At 58.0% G+C, this 317-nt stretch carries 1 protein-coding gene; it reads right to left on the bottom strand.

Annotated elements, in window-relative coordinates; all coding sequences use genetic code 11:
* Positions 1-234, bottom strand: a 234-nt coding sequence (locus Q4563_RS18315) for a LysR substrate-binding domain-containing protein (RefSeq protein ID WP_336623055.1), incomplete at its 3' end; no start/stop codon positions are given.
* Between the last annotated feature and the right edge of the window lie 83 nt (positions 235-317).

Here is a 317-nt window from a genome sequence, read left to right as displayed (position 1 = left end):
CTGCTGCTGTGCTGTCATTTCAAACAACTCCAGATGTACATCGGGGTGAGCGCTACCGAACCGCTGGAGCAAAGCGGGCAGAAAACGTGCGGAAGCCGAACTCATATAACAGAAGCGAAATTGGCCGATTTGTCCGCTCCCGGCTCGCAGCACTCGCTCTCGAGCTTCCACCTCGAGCGCCAGTAAGCGGCGAGCGTCCTCTAACAATACCTCGCCGGCCGCGGTCTTTCTCACTTCGCGAGTGCTGCGCCAAAGCTGTGTGGTGCAAAGCTAGGCTTCTAAGTCGGCAATTTGCCGGCTCACTGCGGGCTGAACTG

The sequence above is a fragment of the Gilvimarinus sp. 1_MG-2023 genome (genome assembly GCF_030548285.1).
This window is presented reverse-complemented; position numbering and strand designations above follow the sequence as displayed.